The organism is Sphingobacterium athyrii (assembly GCF_003071065.1).
Classification (GTDB): domain Bacteria; phylum Bacteroidota; class Bacteroidia; order Sphingobacteriales; family Sphingobacteriaceae; genus Sphingobacterium; species Sphingobacterium athyrii.
The window spans coordinates 563,007-578,427 of the sequence record NZ_QCXX01000001.1 but is presented as its reverse complement, the minus strand read 5'-3'; the positions used below and the strand labels follow the sequence as shown (position 1 = coordinate 578,427).

The following is a 15,421-nucleotide window of genomic DNA, read 5'->3' as shown; positions in this document are numbered from 1 at the left end:
GGCGCAAAATTTTATATCGTTTTATTGGCCCTCAAAAGGAATTTCACTTTTTGGGGGCTTTTTTATTTCCAGAAAGGCATAAAATAAAAACCTGATTTGGAATTGATTGTTAAATAATAAAATATTTTTTGAGATTATACGTCTATAAACTAGTCGTTACAAAGAAGTTATTAGTTCAAAAGAAGCGCCGCATGTATACAGGAAGACTTAATTTTTTAGCTTTTATTATCCCTTTGTTTTTAGTGTTGATGTTATGTGAATATTGGTATAGTCTGAAGAAACAAAAGCGATATTATACATTTGATGAATCCATCTCGAATCTAAACGTTGGCATTGTTGAACGTATGTGCGATATGTTTTCTGTTAGCCTGTTCTATTTTTTTTTCGCGTGGGTCTACCAGAACTTTGCGATTTTCCATATCGAAGCCAACCTTTGGACCTGGATCATACTTTTTCTATTTACGGATTTTTTGTGGTATTGGTATCATCGATATAGTCATGAGATCAACCTACTTTGGGCGGCGCATGTGGTTCACCATCAAAGCGAAGACTATAATTTTACTGTCGCTGCAAGGATTACCATATTTCAGGCGGTATTTCGCTCCTTGTTCTGGGCTTTTATCCCACTTTTGGGATTTCCGCCTTTTATGATGACCACAATCTTATTGGTGCATGGGGTATATCCATTTTTCTCCCATACCCAAACGGTGGGTAATCTGGGGATTTTTGAAAAAATACTGGTCACTCCATCACATCACCGTGTACATCATAGCAGTAATGAGATTTATCTGGACAAGAACTATGGTGATATTTTGATCGTTTGGGATAAAATGTTCGGAACTTTTATTGCGGAACAAAGAGCGGAGCCTTGCGTCTATGGATTGACCAAACCAATTCATCGGTATACTTTTCTTTGGCAACATTTTCACTATCTCTTTGAAATAGGGCTGTCCTTTAAGCGTGCGGTGGGATTTAAAAACAAAATGCGCACGATATTTGGCCGCCCTGATGATATACAACCTGAAATTCGGGAGGAATTGGAGCAGAAGATCTTTGCGGGGACAAAGTCTCGGGTTCATGGAAAAAATCTGAGCCGATATATTTTCTTCCAATCCATGTTAACGATGGGACTTCTGTTTTTCTTTTTGCTTTACGGCAATTACCAAAACAGTATACAGCTGATGGTAGGCGGTCTCTTTATCCTGTGTAGTGTCATCTGTGTTGGTGGCTTGCTGGAGCATGAAAAATGGGTTTTTCCACTCGAAATGCTGCGGCTATTTCTGGTGTTGCTGTTTATAACAATTACTTTTTTTTCGTTTCCGGCACTCCTTGTTCTCTTTACAATTGCGCTGATGCAGCTCATCATTTATAGACCGATAAAATATCATTACGAACGAATTCTCCATTTGTCGAAGGGCTAAACCTATTGTTTTGTTAAAGGGTTTGGCACAGTTCGACGAAGGTCTGACAGTAATTTCTGGCCATGATGTCCCAGCTGAACGCTCTGCTCGTATTGCATTTGAATTTCTGCCCCAGTTTTTCATAATGATCTGGATGGTCTAAAATGGACTGTAGCTGCGTTATCCATGCATGAGCGTCTCGGCTAGCAAGCAGAAGGCCATTGTGATTATGTGTAATGGCGCTAGTAATCCCTTCCAGTTCGGCGGCGACAACGATGGTGCCCGCAGCAGACGCTTCCAGACAGACCAATCCGAAACCTTCCATATCTCCCGGTACCTGGATATTGGGCATCAGAAAAGCTTGGGCTCCTGCGAGAAGCTGCTTTAATTGAGCAAAGGGAACTTTTCCCAGATGCTGGATTTGTTCGGGATATGCCTTCAATAATTTGCGCATATCCTGTTGATCTGTTGGATACCCAAGAAATAGGGTAAACAGATGATAAAGTTTGTTGGGCAATAAGTTGAGTAAACGTTCCGTCAGCGTAGGGCTATGATCAAACGGCCCTATCATAATAAGTTTAAAATTACCCTGAACAGCAGGAATGACATGTTCCATAAGCCACGAAAACCCTTTGCGCCTTACAGCCCTTCCTAAGGTGATAAAATAAGGCAGAGGAGTAACATTTCCGTTTAGGTTATGATACTCAGTTCCGGTGAAATCCAAGTTATTTTCCGGTATTACAGCAGTGCTGGGAAGGACAGGATCTACACCGTTTGGGATGACCAAGATTCTGGAGGCATCAATTCCACGTGATTGAGCGGCTTGGGCAGTTGCCTGGCTCACTGTTATAATCCGGTCAAATACATTGAAGCGGGGGATTATCCGGCGTTGAAAATAAGGAAATGGAAAAACCACATCGAGGCCATGAAGGGTGACGACTCTTTTCAGATGGTCATATCCCTTATGAAAAGATGCCACAGCAGCAATTAATCCGTCGTTAAAATGAATGAGCTTAATGCGCGGGTTGTCGTTGATTTTCGATAGGATACGTCGGTTCAAATGAAAGAAAAAAGTCAGAATGGATTCTTTGTTGTCATAAACGATGGTATGTACTTTTAGATAGAGTGCCACATTATTAATGAGCTCAAAGCTCTGTTTTTCCATTCCGCCGACCGCGGGTGGGTATTTATGGCTAACAAATAAGATTTCTATTTCAGACGGTAACATGTAGATTTTTTCTTTTGATACAGAGATAAAATATTACTCCAATTGCGGTCCACAGTAGCTGACGGCCACGGCGCAGGAGGGAAACACTTAACCAGATGCTCCCTCCTGAAATTCCGATCATGCTAAGTAGTATTTTGTTTGAGATTTCTTCAACGCCAAGTTGCCCCGGAATAAATGCACCTGCACTTTTAAAAATAATTACACTCATATCCAGGATCAACCCATGGATCACTTTGACATCAACCGTCATAAATTTTAAGATCAGATAGAATTCCAGGCTTCCAATTAACCAATGTAATGCAAACAGCAAATAGGAATACCAAAATACCTTATTTTGCTGCTGGTAGAAGTCTTTTGTGTTCCAAAGTAATTGCTGGATCTGATTTTTTGCTTTCAATAGAACTGATGTATTGGCTACTTGTGCTGGTAGTGCTTTGCTGGATACGAGCCAATAGAATATAAAAATGACAAACAGCAACAGGATCGCACAGACGGCATAGACCGCAGGTCCTGTAGATCGGATAACCTCTTTTTTTAACGGAGAAAACATCAGCCAGATCATTGCAAGTAGGAAAAGGCTTAATTGAGATAGTATGGCTGTGATACGCGAGATGGTGACGGCATTGAGTCCCTGCTGCAATGGGATATCATAACGGGTTAGCAATTGGGCTTTAAGCAGATCTCCGCCGATGATGCTCGTGGGATTGAAGAGTCCGACCGTCTCACCGATTTGACGCACTGCAAAAAGCTCGATCAGGTTGATCTTTTTTTTCGAGGCTCCCAGACAAACCCACCAAGCCAGTGTTCCGAAGCAGTAGGCTACTAAAGTTGTCAATAGGATAATGATAAAGCGATAACCAATAGCTGACAGTTCTCTTTTCAAGGCAGAAAGATCGCTGTGTACTATGAAAATTACCATGGATGTCAGGATCAATACTAAAAAGGTGACTTTGATTATCCGACGGGATGTTGTTAATTTGCCCATGCGAGGTCTGTGTCCTGTGTTTTATCGACCAGTAATTCAATGTCTTCAAAGTATTGTCGAGATAACCGTGACCAGTCTAATTGGCCGACATAAGAAAGTCCAGCTGTAATCAAGCTTCTTCTTAGCGCTGCGTCAGACAGGATTTTCTTGATATAGTATACATATCCGGCCGCATTTTCGGGCTGGCATTTAAATCCACTTACACCATGCTGAATCAGCGATGCTGAACCGCCGCCATCTGCTATCACGCAAGGCAGGCCCGAAGCCAATGCTTCGACAACAACGTTGCCATAAGTTTCTGAAACCGAAGGAAAGACAAAGACATCTGCCGATGCGTACAGTATGGCAAGTTCCTGATGTGTCTTTTTTCCCAGAAAAATAGCATCAGGCATTTCCTGCATTGCAGTTGACTTTGCGGTTCCTTCGCCGACTACAATAAAATTGTAGTCCAGTTTTTGAGCTTGTATTTGCTGGTAAATGTCAATCAGGGTTTTGATATTTTTCTCCCAAACGATCCGGCTTACAAATAGCACGGTTGGTTTTTCATTTTTGGTCAGTTGTTGGAGGTAACTCTTATTCTTTTTCGTGGGCGTAAATAGCTGCGTATCAATACCTCTTTGCCAGAGCTTCAATCCGTCCTGTTGAAGGCCAATTTGCTGGAGTTCAGCTAAGATAGATTTTGTCGGAACATAGATAATGTCACATTTGTTGTAGAAATTATTCATTGCACGTTTCATCCATTGTTCTGTGGGTTTGACCAGAGGCAATATATTTTTGAAATAATATGCGATGTAGGAGATGAAATGCGTGTGGTATATGGTTAATACGGGGATATTTCTACGTTTGGCATAATTCAATGCAAAGAATCCCAGCAGCGAGGGGGTTGCGATATGAATGATGTCCGGTGCAAATTCATCCAATGCCAGTTCGAGCTTTTTTTTGATGAGCTGCGGAATAGCCAGACAATAATCATCATTGACAGGTATTTTGAATGTGGGAACTTTGTAAGAAAGAAAGTCCCGGAATTGTGTGGGACCGCCACCGTAAATAAAGAAGTAGCTGAAATTTTGTTGGTCAATACGATTTATGAGCTGAAACATTGTTCGAGATGCACCGTCGAAATCTTCAACGAGTATTTCTGTAAAAAAGGCTACCTTTCTCATTTTATTTTAATTAGGGGTTTCATAAAAATATTTGAAAAGCGTAACTCAAAAGCTATTTAGATGTTAATCTTTTATCATTAAAGTGTTTGTAAATTGTTAATTATTAATAATTTGTCAATAATTTTTATAGGTAAAATTAATTTTAGAATATAGTTGACCTAATCTTGCAATGGTATTTTTGGGATGAACAAATTATTCAGTCCATGTTATTAGATTTATTGTTCGAAAGGAAAACTAGATTCAAAGGTCTCCGAAAGGTGCTGATTTTAGCTGTTTGTGCTTCGGCAGGCGTTATGTTGGGCTTCAAATTGAAGCCTAAGGAAGTAAGGCCCATGAATTTCGTTTATGTCGATATGCCAAATGCACGGGAAGGACGCCTTAGTTTATTGACCTATAACATCGCTGGTCTTCCAGAATTGATTTCAAGTGCCGAGACCGAAAGGGCTTCGAGCATTACCTCGATCGGTGAATTAATAAATCCTTTTGATATTGTCAATGTGCAGGAGGATTTTAATTACAATAAGTTTTTGTACAGTAGAAACAGGCATAGCTATCGAACTGAAAATATGGGCGGTGTACCTTTCGGCGATGGATTGAGCACACTCTCAAAATATCCCATACAGGATTTTGAACGGGTGAGTTGGAAGGACTGTAATGGATCGGATTGTTTGACTCCTAAAGGATTTTCTTATGCAAGGATCCAGCTGGCGAAAGAGGTTTTTATCGATGTTTATAATGTGCATGCGACAGCCCAAGATGATCCCGATGCAACGGTGGCCCGCCAGAAAAATTTGAATCAACTGAAAAATTATATTCGAGAGCATTCCGCAGGACAAGCTTTGTTGATCATGGGCGATTTTAATGCTCATTATGCGTATCCTTTGGATAATATTGTTTCTTTTCAGCGTGAATTAGCGCTGGTGGATGCTTGGGTAAATTTGAAAAATAACGGTAAAATACCCTCGCATAAGCAAGACTTTATAGCTCGGGCTGCATTGGACTTAACGGATGACTGTGAGGGAATTGACAAGATCTATTACCGTAATAATAACCGTATTGTTTTTGAAGCAAAAGACTATCAAGTTCAAAAGCAACTTTTTCAAAATAGGGCGGGACAAGATTTATCTGATCATTGTGCCGTATCGTTACAGTTGGGATGGCGCATGATTACCCCCTTCGATCAATAGACTTTCTCAATTCTTTCATATCAATCGCGATTAGCACTGAGCCCCTTCAGTGCTTTTTTATGTTTTGGTATTTTCGACGGTCCAAACGGGGGGATACCTATAAATAAAAAGCCCCATAAATAAGTTATGGAGCCTTTATAAAATTGGGATAAATTATCTTATTTATACATCTCTTCGCGTTGTGCTTTTACCACATCGCTGTTGATGTATTCATCGTAAGTCATTAACTTGTCGATGATTCCTTTCGGAGTCAATTCAATGATTCTGTTTGCCACAGTTTCAGTCAATTCGTGGTCACGAGAAGTGAACAGCATTGATCCTTTAAAGTCTGACATTCCATTGTTCAATGCGGTGATTGACTCTAAGTCCAAGTGGTTGGTCGGTTCGTCAAAAATTAAGAAGTTGGCTCCCTGTAGCATCATTCTTGAAAACATACAACGCATTTTTTCACCTCCGGAAAGTACCGAAACTTTTTTCATCACCTCTTCACCGGAGAATAACATTTTCCCCAAGAATCCACGTAGGAATTGTTCATCTGCTTCAGGGTTCGTTGTATAGTCTCTTAACCAATCGACCAGATTTTCATTTTTACCTTCAAAAAAAGCTGCATTTTCAATTGGCATATCGGCAGGAGTGATGGTAACCCCCCATTTGAATTCACCACCGAAATCAGTATCTCTACCGGTAATGATATCGTAAAAGGCCGATGTAACTAGGGAGTTGGGACCCAGTACGGCAATTTTATCACCTTTATTAATCATAAATGTGATGTCCTTGAAGAAGACTTCTCCATTGACCGTTTTACTTAATCCTTCGACCTGTAAAGTTTGGTCACCCGGTTCACGGTTCATGGTATTGAACATAATTGCCGGATATTTACGGTTGGATGGTTTGATCTCATCAATATTGATCTTATCCAGCGCTTTTTTACGGGAAGTAGCCTGTTTTGATTTGGATGCATTGGCAGAGAAACGACGGATAAATTCCTGTAGTTCCTTGACCTTATCTTCCATCTTTTTGTTCTGATCGGATCGTTGTTTTAAAGCTAATTGGGAAGATTCGTACCAAAACGAATAGTTTCCGGTATAGATAGTCATCTTGCCAAAGTCAATATCTACTGTATGTGTACACACGGCATCCAGAAAGTGACGGTCGTGGGATACAACAAGGACGATTGCTTCATAAGATGCTAAAAAGTCTTCCAGCCAGGCAATTGTATTGATGTCCAAGTCATTGGTAGGCTCATCGAGAATCAAGATGTCTGGTTTACCAAATAATGCCTGCGCCAATAGGACACGTACTTTTTGATTACCATCAATCTCTGATACTAACTTGTAGTGAAGTTCTTCCTTAATACCTAAGCTGCTCAATAAAGTAGCTGCATTGGATTCCGCATTCCAACCATCCATTTCTGCGAAAAGACTTTCAAGTTCGCCTGCACGTTCGCCATCCGCATCAGAAAAGTCTTCTTTCATATAAATGGCATCTTTTTCTTTCATGATTTTGTAAAGATCTTGATTACCCATCATGACAGTCTCTAGTACCGTATATTCGTCGAAAGCATAGTGATCCTGACTCAATACAGACATGCGTTCGCCGGGAGTAAATGCCACCGAACCTGTAGAAGGGTCAACTTCGCCAGAAATAATTTTTAAGAAAGTAGATTTACCAGCTCCATTGGCACCAATAATACCGTAACAGTTGCCAGGTGTGAATTTTAAATTGACATCTTCGAATAGTACACGTTTACCATAACGAAGGGAGAGATTTGACACATTAATCATGCTGCAAAGATACGTTTTAATCTTGTATTTTTTAACTATTTCCAAACATCAGTTCCGGACAGAATCGCCTTGGTTTTAGCTTTTGTAAAAGTTGGATTTTCATGTGAATAGCGTCTAACTGTCGAAAATACAAAATGCAGGCATAGTACCTAAAGTAGAGTAGAGAATATGGTTAAAAAAATGCGCCATATTAATAAATTATGAATTGGGTGTTATACCTATAAATTGGCTTCTTTTTTGTGGCTCTAGCGTTGAAATGAAATCAATTATGAAAAGAAATAGCATTCCGTATGCTTTAGTAGTCGTTTTTGCCTTTTTGCTGAATTTGCAGGGAGCCCATGCGCAGTTTGGTGGACTGCTTGACAAGGCGAGCAAGGCCGTAGCTTCCAAAGGGAGCAAAATGTTGGGATTGGACAAGCTTTTAAAGGAACCTGATGCGATAAGCACAAGTTTTGAAGATGTGAATCGGAAAGGTGAACAGATGCCCGATTTTCAAAATACAGCCGTCTATAAACCCTTGGAAAATTTAACCAAAAATGGTCAGGATGGTTATCTACTCGAAGCAGGTCATTATGAAATGACCAACAAAAGTTACTGTCTGAAAGCGGGTACCTATGCTCCGTCCAAGGGTGATGGTTATATGTACGCCCCCACGCTTGGAAAAAAAAGGGAGGTTGTTATCGCTATCTTAAAAAGTGCGGAAAGACATCCTGAAGTTTCACAATCGTCGATACAGATGTTATTGTGGACTATTATTGCCAAGACCAAATTTATAGACTATTCTGGCGAGGTCAAGGAAACAGCATTGAGGTTATTGAGTCCAGAACAATTGTTGTTATTGGAGGGCGGGGCACTAGGTATATTACCGTTTGATGTTGTTCAAAAAGCAAAAGATCAGATGCCACCTGCTGTGCAGACTATATTTGAAGCAGAGAATAATATCAGGCAGCTGGTTTCTTCTGGCAACTATTCTTATGCTGAGTTTGAAAAGTATGCGATTATGGCCGGTATGGCCGAACCTCGTACTGATGTCCCTAGTGGTATCTGGACACTTCATCCTGATGGTTATTATGTCCGATATTTTCCTAGCGGTTACTCCATGACCAAAGTGCAGATATATGTACCGGAGGAACTGATCACAAAATTGAAAGGCAAAAAGTTGGTTTATGACGCGACAGATGATATTGCCTGCCCTGCGAATACAGGATCACAACGTTTAGCGCAAACCAATGAGCCGATTAAGCACTAGGTATGATGTGGTTAAAAGAGAAAATGGATGTATTTAGAAACAATAAGGGAGATCAATCGATCTCCCTTATTCATTAAATTTCCTCTTTTGCCTCCTGTATAATATAAAAATGATGACAATAATAGCTACGATCCCTAAAATAATATAATGGGAGCCTGATTGTTGTTGATGTTGGGTTGTATCCTCTGTCGTCTGCGCATATATAAAATTTGCTACGAAAAGAAGCACCATGAAAATCCACTTCTTGCACATAATAAACGGTTTATTAACTATAGTAGCAAGCTAACTATTTTTTGCAATAAAGACAAATAAATTTTACAAAAATGACAATAACAAGAAGTGGTTTGCAGTGGTTGTGTATAATGTGTTGATTTTTATGGAGATGTCGGGTTTTTAGGCAATGTTTAAAGTTAAAATGTCTCCATTATTGGAAGAGATTGTTGTCAAAATGACCTTTTTGGTGTTGAACGATTAAAAAATAGTTATTTTTTGTGTTATAATGGGGCAGATTCATGTCATCTGGCTCGTAGGTGGAAATAATGAGATCAGCGGTCGGATTAATGGACGTAAAGTTGTATATTGTGAACCTTTTGAGCATTTAAAGATATTAATGTCATGTCAAAACTTATTAATTTAACTGTCTTCAGAGAATTTTTGAAATCTAGCTTTGCTGGTGGGATTATTCTTTTTTCCTGTGTAATCTTGGCGTTGATCGTGGCCAATACATCGTTATATGGATCGGTCATGGACTTTCTGCTTCGAGAAGTAGGATTTGAAACCGACAGTATCCAGCTGAAATATTCCTGGTTGTTGTGGCTCAACGATGGACTAATGGCTATTTTCTTTTTATTGGTGGGATTGGAGATAAAAAGAGAAATTGTGGAGGGGGAGCTATCTTCTCCTAGTAAAGCCGTTCTTCCAATTTTGGCTGCTGTGGGTGGGGCATTATTGCCTGCGGCAATCTATTTTATCATCAATAAAGATGCTGCCGACACGGCGCACGGTTGGGGAATTCCCATGGCGACGGACATTGCGTTTGCGCTTGCCGTAATCACACTTCTGGGAAATAAAGTCCCGGCTAGCCTCAAGATTTTTCTGGCGGCTTTGGCCATTGTCGACGACTTGCTTGCAATCTTAGTTATCGCTTTGTTCTATAGCAACGGGATTCATGCAACCTATCTATTTATTGCGCTGGGCATATTTGTTTTTTTAATTGTCCTCAATAAACTTGGGGTAAAAGCGCTATGGGCTTATCTTATTCCGGGGCTTTTTATTTGGTATTTTATCCATCATTCTGGCATACATGCGACTATTGCGGGGGTGTTGGTAGCAATGACATTACCCACTACGCCTGATGAAACAGAGTCTCCGCTGGAAAAGCTTGAGCATTTATTGACTAAACCCGTGAATTTTATTATTATCCCTTTGTTTGCGTTTGCAAATACATTAATTCCAATTCATGCAGAAATGGTTGGCGGTTTAACTTCAAAATTGGGACTCGGTATTATTGTGGGATTGATTGCCGGAAAATCAGTTGGCATATTTTTAATTTGTTTTATCGCAAAAAAAATGAAAATAGCACAGCTTCCGGATGGTGCAAGCTGGATGCAGATTTTCGGTGTAGGTTTATTGGGAGGAATTGGTTTTACCATGTCTATCTTCATATCTATCTTATCATTTGATGACGCCTTCCTGATCGAAGAAGCAAAATTTGCGGTGCTTATGGCTTCGCTTTGCGCTGGAATATTAGGATATACGATATTGAGATTGGCGGGTAATTCCAAAAACAATCTGGAGAGTATAGGCTAAAAATGGCATGGATTTAAAATGCTGTCAGCAGGTTTATTTTCGGTATAGTCCTTTGGCGAGTAAAAGCTGACCTCATATATAGATTAGTTTTAGTAACTTAGCACATATTTAATAAAATAATAAAATTTGAGATTTACTGAATTTGGTTTTGTTCCGGAATTGGAAGAGGGCTTAGAAAGCATGATGTTTGAAGAGGCTACGCCTATTCAAGAACAGACAATTCCCGTCATAAAGGAAGGAAGCGATATGATTGCCTGTGCGCAGACAGGCACGGGAAAAACGGCGGCATATATGTTGCCAATTTTAGATGCAGTCGCTAGGGATGCTAAAGAATACATACGTGCGATTATACTTGTTCCGACAAGGGAACTGGCATTGCAAATAGATCAACAGATCATGGGGATGTCCTATTATACGGGGGCAACTTCCATCTCGATCTACGGAGGTGGTGACGGTATGGGTTACGAACAGCAGAAACGTGCTATCCGGGAGGGCGTTAATATTATTGTCGCTACCCCTGGTCGACTAATTAGTCACCTTACCTCAATGAAAGTCGATTTAACCCATCTGACGCATTTTGTGCTGGATGAAGCGGACAGTATGCTGGATATGGGGTTTCAGGATGATATATTACGCATTGTCAGCTATCTGCCAAAGAAAAAGCAAATGCTGCTTTTTTCCGCGACGATGCCCCTCAAAATCCGAAATTTTGCGAGAAAGATTCTTTCTAAACCCGTTGAAGTCAATATCGCCATTTCAAAACCTTCGGAAGGTATAGATCAGCGTGCATATCTTGTATATGATAAGCAAAAGATGGATCTATTGAAGATTATCTTACAGGATGTTAATTATGTCTCTGTCATCATTTTTGCCTCACAAAAAACTACAGTTAAATTATTGGCGCAAGAACTGCAAAAACAGGGAATAGACGCAGAAGGTTTTCATTCTGATCTCGAACAGGCGAAGCGTGAGGATATCATGAGCAGATTTAGATCACGGCAGGTGAGGGTACTTGTCGGGACAGATGTAATTTCGCGCGGTATCGATATCGTAGGGATCAGTCTGGTTGTAAATTATGATGTTCCGCCAGATCCTGAGGATTATGTACACCGTATCGGCCGTACAGCGAGAGCTGCAACAACAGGTACTGCCATTACTTTTGTGAATGACAAAGATCAGCAACGTTTTTCTCAGATTGAAAACCTGATCGGTTATCCTGTAGAACAAATCGCTTTACCGGAGGGCTTTGAGGCTGGACCTGAATATAATCCTACAAAGAAAAGCGGCAATTCGCAAAATCGAAGACGTTCCAATAAGAACAGAAATAAAAATTATCAGAAACAAAAAAGGGCTTAATTTATTAAGCCCCTTGTGTTTTATGCTATTCGCCTGTCTGATCGGTCTATTCTGTTGCCCATACAGCCAGCTCATAGCCGTCGGGGTCTTTAAATTGGAATCTTTTGCCACCAGGAAAGCTAAAGATGTCTTTGACAATGACACCCCCGGCCTGAGTGACTTTGTCACGCGTAGCGACCAAATCATTCGAGTAAAGAACGACTAAAATACTGCCGTTTATCGGTGTTCCAACCGTAAAACCTCCATCCACATATTTACCGTCAAAGGCCGTATACTCAGGACCGTAATCTGTAAAGCTCCAGCCAAAACTTGCTGAATAGAATTGTTTAGCTCTTTCAAGATCGCTTGATATAAATTCAAGATATTGAATTTGCTCATGGATAAGTTTGTTGTCTGAAGAAGAATTGCTCATAATATTGTCTAAGTGATGTTCATTTTTTCGAAAGCTCACTTGAATTTCTTATTGCAAGTGAGCTTTCGATATGATATAAATATAAGACTTTGCCCGAACAAATTTTTGGACATATCTCATGAATCTGTTCTTAATTCGTGCTAAACGATTTCATCGTCTTTATGTTATATCAAAATCTCGATTATTCTCTTTTTCTACCGAGGAGTGCCTGGATAAACACAGAGAGCATAACCAATGAAAGTCCGAAATAGAATGATAGATTGAGTTCTTTGGATTCATGAAAGAAAAAAAATGCAATTAGGATAGCATACACAGGTTCGAGGTTAAGGCTTAAATTGAGCGTAAAAGCAGAAATTCTCTTTAAAATTTCTGTGAAAGCGATATATACGGCAACGGTACAAAAGAGGGACAAAATGAGGAGGTACAGCATATCCGTTAAACTCGGGATAAAAGAGGACATGGGATAATAATAAAGATAGCCGGGAAGGAGCAGACCCAGGCCGATAGTCCCGCCGATCATTTGATAATAATTGATGATTATACTATTGTATCGTTTGACCAAACGTTCATTATAAATCGCGTAAAGCGAAGCGAATGCTGGTGAAATGATTCCCAAGATAATACCCAATTGATGCGCTGTATCGAAATGAAATATCGATGCTATGCCACATAGTGTAAGTCCACTCAGCAGAAACTCCGAACGTTTAAACCTTGTTCTGTTGATCATTGGAGCAAAGATTGCGGTAAAGAAACTAGCCATGCAGTAACAGACTACGCCAATGGAAATATTGGAATATTTGATACTTGCATAAAAAAGTAGCCAGGAAGCTGTAACCAAAAGCCCATTTTTTGCGATAGCTAATTTTTCAGCTAAGCTGATCTGATGTGGAATTTTAAACCATTTTAAAATAAAAAATAGAAAAATAGCAGCGAAAAATACCCGATACCAGGTTAGCATACCTTCATTGAGACTGATGACCTTGCCCAATACGCCCGATATACCTAAACATACCACAGCAAGATGCAGTATGAAATATGAATGTTTCATAAGATGTTGTCTTCCAGATCTATCTTAAAAAAGACAGATATTTATTGTTATAAAATTTGATTGAGAATTTAAGGCATGGGCAATTAGCCGATTATTCGGTGCCATACTTTATTAATATTTTAGCAAATATTAAACGATTGGAGGAGGAAGACAGCTTGTTCTGTTCATAACATTCTATTTCTTATCCGAAGATAAGAAAATTTAATGGTTTAATTTTGATGAATGAAAAATAGCAAGGATCCATTTGGGTGATTGTATTTGTGGTGAGGGTATCTGCCAAAAACGGGGGCTAATTTTCATCAGCCCCCGTTGATTAAACTTTGATAACATGGATATGCCCAAAATCGTCTGAAGAAAACCTTATGCTTATCCCGTTACTGTTCGGTATCGTTAACTCCACCCAATGCGCGGTAAAGATCCACCACTGCGTTTAGTTTTTCCCGCTTTATGCTAATATGTTCGAGATCATTTTGTAAAGCATTGTTTTGTGCGGTTATGACCTCCAAATAATTTGCCATGCCACTTTTGTATAAGAGCGCAGCATCCGAAGTCGCTTTGGCCAATGATTTGGATTTAGCTTCAATCAGTTGTAACCTCCTTTCGCTATGTTTAATTTTAGCCAAGGCATCCGATACTTCCGAAACCGCGAGCATAACGGATTGTTTGAACTGTACCGCCAATTTCTCCCGCTCGATTACCGAGATGTCATAGTTCGTTTTTAATGCACCTTTTTGAAAAATGGGCTGGGTGATGTTGCCAGCTATTGTTTTCACTATTGAACCCGGCAGATCAAACCAGCGATTGAACTGAAAGGAGTTCGTTCCGATCGAAGGTGTTAAACTTATTGAAGGATACATTGCAGCTTTCGCTAATCCCATTTTACTATTAGCGGCGACAATAGCATATTCAGCTGCTTTTACGTCGGGTCTCCGGCTAAGCAGTTCGGCAGGAACACCGGTTGCTACTGTTTCGTTGACGAATGTTGCATCAAGATCTTCGGAGCGCTGAATTTTATCAGGAAAACCGCCACAGAGAATGCTTAGGGCATTTTCTTCCACGGCAATATTCTGGTCTGCCAAAGGAATCAGCAATTCTGCAGTTTTCTTTTGGGCTTCGGCTTGTTCAACAGCTAACGAACTCACGAGTGAAGAATTATATTGGAGGCGTATCATCGCCAATGTACTGTCACTAAGCTGAACGTTTTTTTGTGCAATCTTTAGCTGTTCATCCAATGCGATCAAATTGTAGTAAGATTGGATAACCTGAACAATAATGCGGGTCTTTAATGCAGATAAATTTTCCTTCTGTCCAAAGAAATTTGCTAAAGCTTCTTCTTTCTGCATTTTTGCCTTTCCCCAGATGTCTGCTTCCCAGGCAAGCCTGAGCGTAGCGCTGTAGTCATCCATATAGGGTGTTCCGATAAATTGATCACTGAGGGAACCATTGAGGGAATTGGTGGATAGCCAAGTTCTATTCGCGCCCAAATTTAGGTCAAGTGTCGGCAACAAACCCTTTTTTGATTGTTTATAAGCGAGCTCCAGCTGTTGCATACTAAGCAGTGCCACACTTACATCCGTGTTTTTAACCAGTGCTTTCGTTATGAGTGCAGTCAGATTGGAATCCTTCACAAACTTGCGCCATGATAATGCTAGTGTATCGGAAGTCAGGACAATTTCGTTATTTCTGAAATTTTCCGGTAGCTCCATGTCCTGACGTGTATATTTTTTGCCCACACTGCATGAAGCGAGCAGTAGGGAAGTGCCTGCTAATATGATAATATATTGGTGAAATTTTTTCATT

12 protein-coding genes are annotated in these 15,421 nt (G+C 40.1%); 5 read left to right on the top strand and 7 right to left on the bottom strand.

Features of this window, described 5'->3' with window-relative positions:
- The first annotated feature begins 191 nt into the window (after window positions 1–191).
- Window positions 192–1,421, top strand: a complete 1,230-nt coding sequence (locus DCO56_RS02550; protein WP_108632176.1) for a sterol desaturase family protein — start codon at window positions 192–194, stop codon at window positions 1,419–1,421.
- Between the two features lie 13 nt (window positions 1,422–1,434).
- Here the strand turns inward: DCO56_RS02550 and DCO56_RS02545 are convergent, their stop codons facing one another.
- The 3 genes from DCO56_RS02545 to DCO56_RS02535 are packed head-to-tail and all read right to left on the bottom strand — an operon-like array spanning window position 1,435 to window position 4,776.
- Window positions 1,435–2,628, bottom strand: coding sequence for a glycosyltransferase family 4 protein (locus DCO56_RS02545; RefSeq protein WP_245935761.1), 1,194 nt, complete (start codon window positions 2,626–2,628; stop codon window positions 1,435–1,437).
- Window positions 2,615–3,613 (bottom strand): lysylphosphatidylglycerol synthase transmembrane domain-containing protein, encoded by a 999-nt coding sequence (locus tag DCO56_RS02540; RefSeq protein WP_108632175.1) that lies wholly within the window; start codon window positions 3,611–3,613, stop codon window positions 2,615–2,617. The genes DCO56_RS02545 and DCO56_RS02540 overlap by 14 nt, the downstream gene beginning before the upstream one ends.
- On the bottom strand, window positions 3,601–4,776 hold the full coding sequence (locus DCO56_RS02535; RefSeq protein WP_108632174.1) for a glycosyltransferase family 4 protein: 1,176 nt from the start codon (window positions 4,774–4,776) through the stop codon (window positions 3,601–3,603). Before DCO56_RS02535 ends, DCO56_RS02540 begins: the two co-directional genes overlap by 13 nt.
- A 203-nt stretch (window positions 4,777–4,979) precedes the next feature.
- Here DCO56_RS02535 and DCO56_RS02530 point away from each other — a divergent pair, with 203 nt between their 5' ends.
- Complete coding sequence (locus tag DCO56_RS02530) at window positions 4,980–5,963, top strand: endonuclease/exonuclease/phosphatase family protein (RefSeq protein ID WP_108632173.1); 984 nt, start codon at window positions 4,980–4,982, stop codon at window positions 5,961–5,963.
- Between the two features lie 158 nt (window positions 5,964–6,121).
- Here the strand turns inward: DCO56_RS02530 and DCO56_RS02525 are convergent, their stop codons facing one another.
- Window positions 6,122–7,747 (bottom strand): ABC-F family ATP-binding cassette domain-containing protein, encoded by a 1,626-nt coding sequence (locus DCO56_RS02525; RefSeq protein ID WP_104382479.1) that lies wholly within the window; start codon window positions 7,745–7,747, stop codon window positions 6,122–6,124.
- 268 nt (window positions 7,748–8,015) lie between these two features.
- Here DCO56_RS02525 and DCO56_RS02520 point away from each other — a divergent pair, with 268 nt between their 5' ends.
- From DCO56_RS02520 to DCO56_RS02505, 3 genes are all read left to right on the top strand, one after another.
- Entirely contained in the window at window positions 8,016–8,996 is a 981-nt protein-coding gene (locus DCO56_RS02520) for a hypothetical protein (RefSeq protein ID WP_146190962.1), read from the top strand.
- 615 nt (window positions 8,997–9,611) lie between these two features.
- On the top strand, window positions 9,612–10,805 hold the full coding sequence (nhaA, locus tag DCO56_RS02510) for a Na+/H+ antiporter NhaA (protein WP_108632170.1): 1,194 nt from the start codon (window positions 9,612–9,614) through the stop codon (window positions 10,803–10,805).
- Between the two features lie 126 nt (window positions 10,806–10,931).
- Entirely contained in the window at window positions 10,932–12,161 is a 1,230-nt protein-coding gene (locus tag DCO56_RS02505; protein WP_108632169.1) for a DEAD/DEAH box helicase, read from the top strand.
- A 46-nt stretch (window positions 12,162–12,207) separates the two neighbouring features.
- On the opposite strand, the gene DCO56_RS02500 is transcribed toward DCO56_RS02505, so the two are convergent.
- The 3 genes from DCO56_RS02500 to DCO56_RS02490 all read right to left on the bottom strand — a co-directional run bounded on the left by DCO56_RS02500 (window position 12,208) and on the right by DCO56_RS02490 (window position 15,420).
- The gene (locus DCO56_RS02500; protein WP_108632168.1) at window positions 12,208–12,573 is read right to left on the bottom strand and encodes a VOC family protein; all 366 of its coding nucleotides are present in this window, start codon (window positions 12,571–12,573) and stop codon (window positions 12,208–12,210) included.
- A 181-nt stretch (window positions 12,574–12,754) separates the two neighbouring features.
- Window positions 12,755–13,621 (bottom strand): DMT family transporter, encoded by an 867-nt coding sequence (locus DCO56_RS02495; RefSeq protein ID WP_108632167.1) that lies wholly within the window; start codon window positions 13,619–13,621, stop codon window positions 12,755–12,757.
- Window positions 13,622–13,995: 374 nt separating this feature from the next.
- Window positions 13,996–15,420 carry an efflux transporter outer membrane subunit gene (locus tag DCO56_RS02490; protein ID WP_108632166.1) on the bottom strand — a complete coding sequence of 475 codons (1,425 nt, stop codon included), beginning with the start codon at window positions 15,418–15,420 and terminating at the stop codon, window positions 13,996–13,998.
- Window position 15,421: the final 1 nt, after the last annotated feature.